This window comes from Lelliottia jeotgali (genome assembly GCF_016771845.1).
GTDB lineage: Bacteria > Pseudomonadota > Gammaproteobacteria > Enterobacterales > Enterobacteriaceae > Enterobacter > Enterobacter jeotgali.
This window is the reverse complement of record NZ_JAENMQ010000022.1, coordinates 1-7,243: the sequence shown is the minus strand read 5'-3', so window position 1 is coordinate 7,243 and position 7,243 is coordinate 1. Positions and strand designations below refer to the sequence as shown.

Sequence of the window (7,243 nt, the reverse complement as noted above, 5' to 3'; positions counted from 1 at the left end):
CAGGCTGCTGAGGATAAAAGCCAGGGGATACCGAAACCGGGAGCGCTTTAAACTGGGGGTGATGTTCCACTACGGAAAGCTGAATATGGCGTTCTGAGCCTTCCCACCATGATCGGGGAAGACCCTCAAAAATACAGGTGATAGACATCATACGAGCACAGGGGGCGCATCTCATCAAAACGGGTATCGGAACGCTTCCCAGCACTTAGCTTGCGGAGAAGGTGACTTTCAGTGGTGATTTCATAAAATTCACATTCGCAGTCCAGATCTTTGCTTTGAAAGTCTGTGCCTGCTATACCTCGCTTCTTATTCCTGAGCATCCTGCCTTTACGGCAACATACTCTGTATTTTCTTACACGTCGGGAGTCAGTTTTTGCACCATGTTGCGTATTCCGCTCTGATCGATCATGTTTTCGCGTGGAACGTCGATCAGCGATTCGCGGCGTTTTTCAAGGTAGTTGTCGCTTTTTGTAATAAAATTACGTTATGCCGCTTCTTTTTCGGGGTTCAGGTATACCTCATATATAGGACTCCAGTTGCGAATTTCTTTACCCCAGCGTTCCGGATGTTGTTGGCGGGCTAGTAGGTAGACCACTTTCCTGGCCGAAAGTATCCCGGCATCGGCACCACGGTGGCGTTCATCCGGTGTGACATATTTAATGCCGCTGTGCTTGTGTTCCAGGTTATACCAACCAACAAAGCGAGTTACCCATGCACGGGCATCATCGATAGCCTGAAAGCCATTTTCAGGCCACCATGGGCAATATTTTAGCGTCCGGAACAGCGATTCAGAGTAAGGGTTATCATTGCTGACCCGGGGGCGAGAATATGAACTGATTACACCGAGTGCATACATTTTTGCGAGCATCGTATAACTTCTCATCGGGCCTCCGTTATCGGAATGAAGCACCAGATTTTGGGATGAACATTTTTCACGCCATATCGCTCTTTGCAGCAATTCTGCCGCATGCTTGCCGGATTCACTGGCAAAGACTTCTGCAGCGATGATTTTACGGCTGTAAATATCGACGATCATATAGAGATAAAAATGTTGTCCTCTGACCCTGGAGGCCAGATAACTAATGTCCCAGCTCCAGACCTGATTGGGTCCTGTTGCTTTCAGTGCGTCAGGCCGCGTATACCGGCTTTCGAGTGATCTTCTGGTCAACTTGTTAGCGTCTCTCAACACACGATAGAAGGTTGATTCAGAAGCAATATAAATACCTTTATCAGCCAGCGTCGGAACAATTACATTTGGCGGCAAAGATGAAAATTCTGGTGAATTGCATAATTCAAGAATTTGTTGTCTCTCTGCTTCCGACAGCTTATTCCGAGTGGATCGGTTTGTTGTATCAGGCCTTCTGTCGGCCTTAATATGCTCACCGTCATCCCAGCGCTGAAGCGTCCGAATAGAAATGCCAATACACTGGCAGGCCCGCGTTTTGGATCCCCCCTGACTGACCGCATCACCGACAAGGGATATGATTTTCTGCCGCTCCGAAAGAGGTGTCAGTCTTCCTCGCTGTTGTCCCAGAGGGCATTGAACTTTTCCCTTGGCATCAGAAGTGCAGCAGCTTCTGCCAGAGCTTTATCTTTACGCTGAAGCTCTTTCTCTAGCTCTTGTAACTTATTTTTTGCGTCACGCAATGCCCTGTCTGTTCGAATATTTTCCGTCAGTTTTTTTCATGAGCCTGAATTGAAATGGCTCGCCATTCTTTAACCTGTTCAACAAACAATCCCATGCGACGGCAATAATCAGCAAGCTCCATTTCTGACAGCGTAGCTGTCTCAAGAACAACAGAGAATCGACGTTCCGGTGTCCAGTCTTCACCGTCAACGGAGGTAATCTTTTCATTTTCAGGTAAAAGCCCTTGCTCCACTAACTCACATCTCCATTTTGATACAACTGAGGCGCTGATCTTCAGCTTACGGGCTATCTGACGATGTGACCAGCAGTATGGTGGTAAAAGCCATATCAGTCCTTTCTCTTTGAGCTCAATTGGTATTGGTTGTCCTGGCATTGCTATCTCCTTAAAAATTGAGGCGACAACTATGCTGACACAGGGGGCGAAATCATGATCGACTACGGTGCGAATTGGCGATCGATCACCGTGCGAATATGCAGGATATGGGGAAACTGCCTGACAGCCTGCCGGTCTTCCTGGTGCCCGACATCCCGCTGAATCTTGATACGCTCCTGATCATTCTCCCTTACTCCGCAGGTCTCGCCGTTGTAGGGCTACTGGAATCAAGGATGACGGCCACGATTGTGGACGATATGACGGATTCCCCCAGTGATAAAAACCGGGAATGCAAGGCTTAGGGCATCGCCAATATCTGCACCTCCTTTATCGGGGGGATGGCGGGCTGTGCAATGATTGGTCAGTCCGTTATCAACGTCAAATCCGGCGGCCGGGGGCGTCTGTCCACCCTCAATGCCGGTGTGGTCCTGCTGTGTATGGTGGTCTTCCTCAGGGACCTGGTCTCGCAAATCCCTATGGCCGCCTTGGTCGCCGTGATGATCATGGTTTCGATTGGTACCTTTTCATGGCGTTCAGTTGTGGATCTTAAAAGCCATCCGATTTCTACCAGCGTGGTGATGCTGGCAACGGTCGTGGTGGTTGTGGCCTCTCATAATCTGGCATTCGGGGTACTCACCGGTGTGCTGATCGCTTCCCTGAATTTTGCCACTAAAGTGGCACGTTTTCTGGCTGTCTCTTCAGAACTCAGGGAAGAAACCCGGAGCTACAAGGTCACCGGGCAGGTGTTCTTTGCCTCCGCCGACCGCTTTATTGCGTATTTTGATTTTCGCGAAGCCGTAGAGAAAGTTGTCATTGATGTTACGCATGCTAATTTCTGGGACATTACGTCAGTCAGCGCTCTGGATAAGGTGGTTATTAAATTCCGCAGAGAAGGAACAGACGTTGAGATCCGAGGGATGAACGAAGCAACCCGTACAATCGTTGATCGCTTTGGTGTTCACGATAAACCCGAAGAAGTCGAAAAACTGATGGGAGGTCATTAATGTCAGAAATTAATGCTATGGACAACACCGTTATCGCCTGCGTGGATGGATCGTCATCAACACGCGCGGTGTGTGAGTATGCTGCCTGAGTTGCAGGGAAGCTTGACGTTCCTCTTGCCCTGCTGCATGTGCTTGAGAAAAATGAGCAACCGGCAGTTTCTGACCTGACGGGGGCTATCGGTATTGAAAGCCTGGAGCAAGTGACGCAGGAGCTTGTCCGGATAGAGGGGGAGGGGGAGCGTAACCGCCTGTTGATGACGCAGGGACGCGCCATTCTTGCCGGATGCGCAGAACTGCTCAGTCAGACTGGTATCCCGGATGTTCAGCAGTTTCAGAAGTATGGCGCACTGGATATCATCCTGGCTGACCTGAAGGGTATTCGTCTGATGGTGCTCGGCCGCCCGGTAGCACAGGACCCGGTTGGCAGCAATCTGGAGAGCATTATCCGGCTGCAGAAGAAGCCGATAATGATTGTACCTGAAGCTTTTTCTGTCCCTTCCAGAGTCATGTTTGCGTTTGATGGCAGTGAGGAAAGCCGGAGAAACCTCCGTCGACTGACGCTCACCCCTCTGCTGCAGGGCATGGAGTGTCTATCGTGATGGTTAACGGGGATGCTCATACCCTCGAAGAGGCGAAGCGTAGTCTGCAGAGCGCTGGCATCAGTGCGATATCCCGGTTAGCGGAAGTACGCTCGGTCACGGAGGCGCTCTGCCAGTATGCCTCGGACAACGATATGGATCTGATTGTGATGGGGGCATATGGCCACTCTTCCCTGCGACGTTTTTTTATCGGCAGTAACACCACTGCGATGCTCGAACAGACGCGTGTTCCCCTGTTAATGCTCAGATAACTCAGTTCCCGGAGGAAACTCCGGGAGCCCTGGTGCTAGACTGGCATTCCCCCATGAATCTGCAATAAAAGGTGGAAATATGCAGAAAGCCCTTATGATTGATGAGATTCTTGTACTAGCCAGGCTTGCCACTATGGCATTTGAGAAGCCCTTAAAATATATGGATGACACGGATGCTGAAGTCATTGCTCGTTTTAAAAAAACGATTACCTCTGAGCTTATTGAGCAGATGTGCCTCCGGATCCTTGAGCTTGAAGCGAAACCACAGAATGCGAACGAATAAATTGTTCAATCGTCTCCGTATCCGGAGAGTAAAACACTATCCTTAGCAGGCCCTGAAAAGTGAAGAATCAGCGTCTGTATGTTACCTGCGCTGGAGAGCGCCCGGAGGTGAAGTCATCATCTCCGGGCCAGACCTTTACACCTCTCACTGATGCCCTCTGCAGGGTAGATTAGAGCCAGCTTTCGATCATGTCTCTTGACGGTATTCCTCCGGCATGTACAACAATGTCATCAATGACGACAGCCGGTGTCGACATCACTTTGTATTTCATTATTTCAGGTAATGACTCCACTTTTTCAAGTTGAACAGCGACGCCACGCTCATGAGCGACCTGCCGGATAAGCCGGATGGTTGTTTTGCAACCTGAACACCCTGTACCCAGGACTTTTACATGCTTCATTTTATCAACCTCTTCAGGAAACCAGTGGGAATACCACGTTAAAGACCCAGCCAACCAGTGTGAACGCGGCCAGCAACATCATCAGCAGGATACAAAGTAATTGCCACTTCATTACTTGTTTGAGCAGAACGAACTCAGGGATCATGCAAAAAGCCAGTGCTGTACCCACTGGAATGCCGTTGGTTATCAGGCTTTCCATCACGGGGATGACACCGGTCGCATTGGAATAGAGTGGAATGCCAGCCAGTACAGCTACCGGAACGGTCCACCACTGACCGGCGATCCGTCCGTCCGGCACAAATCCATGGAGTGCCGCGCCAAGCCCGACCCCGAGAATGACCCAGAACCAGACTCCTTTAAAAATGGTGAGCGTTTCATCTTTAGCAAAGGCATGTCGCCTTGAGAGAGACATGTGCTATGTCCCGGTGGGGGGGCGGATAACATCAGTCGGATGTTGCTGCCCTTCCCTGAGGGCGTCAGCAGCAAAGTCGGCTAACCATCGTTCGCCCTTAATATGATCAAGAAAAGCCCCGCCAGCTATACCAACAGCCATTCCGACAACAATATAAACAACTGTGAATTTCCATCCGAGCAGGCTGACCAGAAGCAGGACTGCGACTTCATTGATCAGCGGGGAAGTGATAAGAAAGGCCATGGTAATCCCGAGCGGTATACCCGCTGATGTAAATCCCAGAAATACAGGGATACTCGAGCAGGAGCAGAACGGCGTAATGGAACCAAAGCAGGAGCCCAGAAAATATCCTGTCCCCCGGTGCTTAACGGCGAGATAATCTCTGACCCTACCGACATCCAGCGAGGCCCGTAATATAGCCACGAAGTAGATTAAGACCAGCAACAGAATGAAAATCTTGCTCACGTCTTCAACAAAAAAATGAAGAGCATCCCCCAGTTTGGTTGAAGGACTGAGACTAAGCCTTTCATAGACCAGCTAGGTGGCAAAATCAGCGAAAATCTGGAACATAACGGACAGGCCTCACGATGATTGTTTCCACAGAATACGCTGTTTGACAGAAAAGGATGCTTATTTTTACGATTTACCGGGAAGGATTTACCTGAGAAGTTGCTTGCCACATTATCTGTTCTGATAACGTCATTACCACCACTGCAATCAAGGGATGAAATGCCGCAGAAACAGGTTCCCTGTATGTCCTGCGGTCTTCACCGGGGAGTAAAACAACATACCAGACCGGACTCGTCCAGTCTGACCTGGCATTCACTGGATAGTTTCTGATGCAATCTTGCCATCGCCCGTAATAATCGCGATTTGGTTGCAGCAAGCGTGAGGCCGTTTCGGTCGGCAAAATCAGCCTGTTTTATTCCTTCTAGATCGAAGAATGTAAGTATAGTCCGGTCCGCTTCTGTCATTTTATCCAGTATTCGGGACAGACATTCGGCGAGTGAGTCGACTGTTTCTGTGGCGTTATCCGGTATGCATATCCCCTCATGGAGGGGCTGAGATGCGGGACGTCGGCGATTTTTATCAATGACAAGATGGCGGGCAACTTCAAACAGCCAGGCTCTGGTATTCACGATGGCACAGAATTTCCGCTGTTGCCGTACTGCACCGAGGAAGGTATCCTGTATCAGATCATCGGTACCTTAACAGGCGATACGGCTACCAGTAACAACGGTGTAATGGTCAGACTGTCCTGCCAGTCGAAACGTATCCGTCAGGGGCAAACCTGTCCCCTGATGGTCCGGGGGCGTGATATATGTCTTTCAAATGCCCGGCAAGCCGGACACTGCACTTTGTTCCGGCGTCAAGATCACAGGCGGTATACCAGTGCCCCCCCTCTTTTTTCCTGTTTTATATTTCCATATTTCCAGATATATAGTTTTCAGTCATGGTTGCTTGTATTACCCTTCCTTAACATTCGATACATCCGGAAATACAGGGGGGTTATATGTCCGCAGAACTGCAGGATGTCGCCGGCATGCTTGCCCTACTCGCCGTCGAACTGTCGGCTTTATTTCTACTCATCAGTTTACTGGTTGGTGTACTGCAAATGCATATTCCGCCGGCACGTATCGAGGCATTACTCAGTGCCGGCCACTTCAGAAGCTATTTTCTGGCGGCGGGCCTGGGGGCTATCACGCCGTTTTGCAGTTGCTCAACCATTCCTGTGCTGAAGGGACTCATTCGCGCCCGCGCCGGATTTGGCCCGATGATGGTATTTCTCTTTGCATCTCCTCTACTGAATCCGGTCATTATTGCCCTGATGGCTGCGACATTTGGGTTAAGCCTGACGCTGATTTATGCCGGCGCCGCGCTTCTGGTATCACTTATCGCGGGATGGTTACTGCAGATTCTGGGGTTTGATAAATACATACGCAGCGAGGTACATGAGGGGGGCTTCCTGCCAGGCGATTAAACGCAGCAGTAATGTGAGCAGTAAAAGTCCCTGCTGTGGTGAACACCTGCCCGAGAACCGTTCCCGTCAGACTGATATGATGAGTGCTGTACCGGAAAATTGTTGTAAACCGCAATCTGAGGCTGATGCCTTACCCCGTCGTTACATCGGCTTATGGCGTGATACCTGGCACCCCCACACTTTTTCTCTCTGAGATAACCCCCACATTTGATCCCTCAAAAATTTTTCGAGTAATACTGCAAAGCATCCTACACTCAAAGTGAACTAGCGATGGGAGGATACTATGTCTGTA

4 protein-coding genes and 4 pseudogenes are annotated in these 7,243 nt (G+C 50.0%); 4 read left to right on the top strand and 4 right to left on the bottom strand.

Features of this window, described 5'->3' with window-relative positions:
* Nucleotides 1–484 precede the first annotated feature (484 nt).
* Nucleotides 485–2,021, bottom strand: a pseudogene (locus JBO43_RS22805) (IS3 family transposase).
* A gap of 74 nt (nucleotides 2,022–2,095) precedes the next feature.
* Here JBO43_RS22805 and JBO43_RS22800 point away from each other — a divergent pair.
* The 3 genes and pseudogenes from JBO43_RS22800 (at nucleotide 2,096) to JBO43_RS22790 (ending at nucleotide 4,158) form a co-directional block, all read left to right on the top strand.
* Nucleotides 2,096–3,025: pseudogene (locus JBO43_RS22800) on the top strand (SulP family inorganic anion transporter).
* 17 nt (nucleotides 3,026–3,042) lie between these two features.
* Nucleotides 3,043–3,875 (top strand): annotated as a pseudogene (locus JBO43_RS23145) (universal stress protein).
* A gap of 79 nt (nucleotides 3,876–3,954) precedes the next feature.
* Nucleotides 3,955–4,158 (top strand): hypothetical protein, encoded by a 204-nt coding sequence (locus JBO43_RS22790; RefSeq protein WP_202668838.1) that lies wholly within the window; start codon nucleotides 3,955–3,957, stop codon nucleotides 4,156–4,158.
* Nucleotides 4,159–4,327: 169 nt separating this feature from the next.
* Here the strand turns inward: JBO43_RS22790 and JBO43_RS22785 are convergent, their stop codons facing one another.
* From JBO43_RS22785 to JBO43_RS23250, 3 genes and pseudogenes are all read right to left on the bottom strand, one after another.
* Nucleotides 4,328–4,558, bottom strand: a complete 231-nt coding sequence (locus tag JBO43_RS22785) for a thioredoxin family protein (RefSeq protein WP_202668837.1) — start codon at nucleotides 4,556–4,558, stop codon at nucleotides 4,328–4,330.
* Between the two features lie 13 nt (nucleotides 4,559–4,571).
* A pseudogene (locus JBO43_RS22780) lies at nucleotides 4,572–5,468 on the bottom strand (permease).
* A gap of 269 nt (nucleotides 5,469–5,737) precedes the next feature.
* Nucleotides 5,738–6,163, bottom strand: a complete 426-nt coding sequence (locus tag JBO43_RS23250) for a sigma factor-like helix-turn-helix DNA-binding protein (protein WP_407929820.1) — start codon at nucleotides 6,161–6,163, stop codon at nucleotides 5,738–5,740.
* 320 nt (nucleotides 6,164–6,483) lie between these two features.
* On the opposite strand from JBO43_RS23250, the gene JBO43_RS22770 reads away from it, so the two are divergent.
* Nucleotides 6,484–6,951: a permease gene (locus tag JBO43_RS22770; protein WP_202668836.1), complete on the top strand. Its 468-nt coding sequence runs from the start codon at nucleotides 6,484–6,486 to the stop codon at nucleotides 6,949–6,951.
* Nucleotides 6,952–7,243 lie beyond the last annotated feature (292 nt).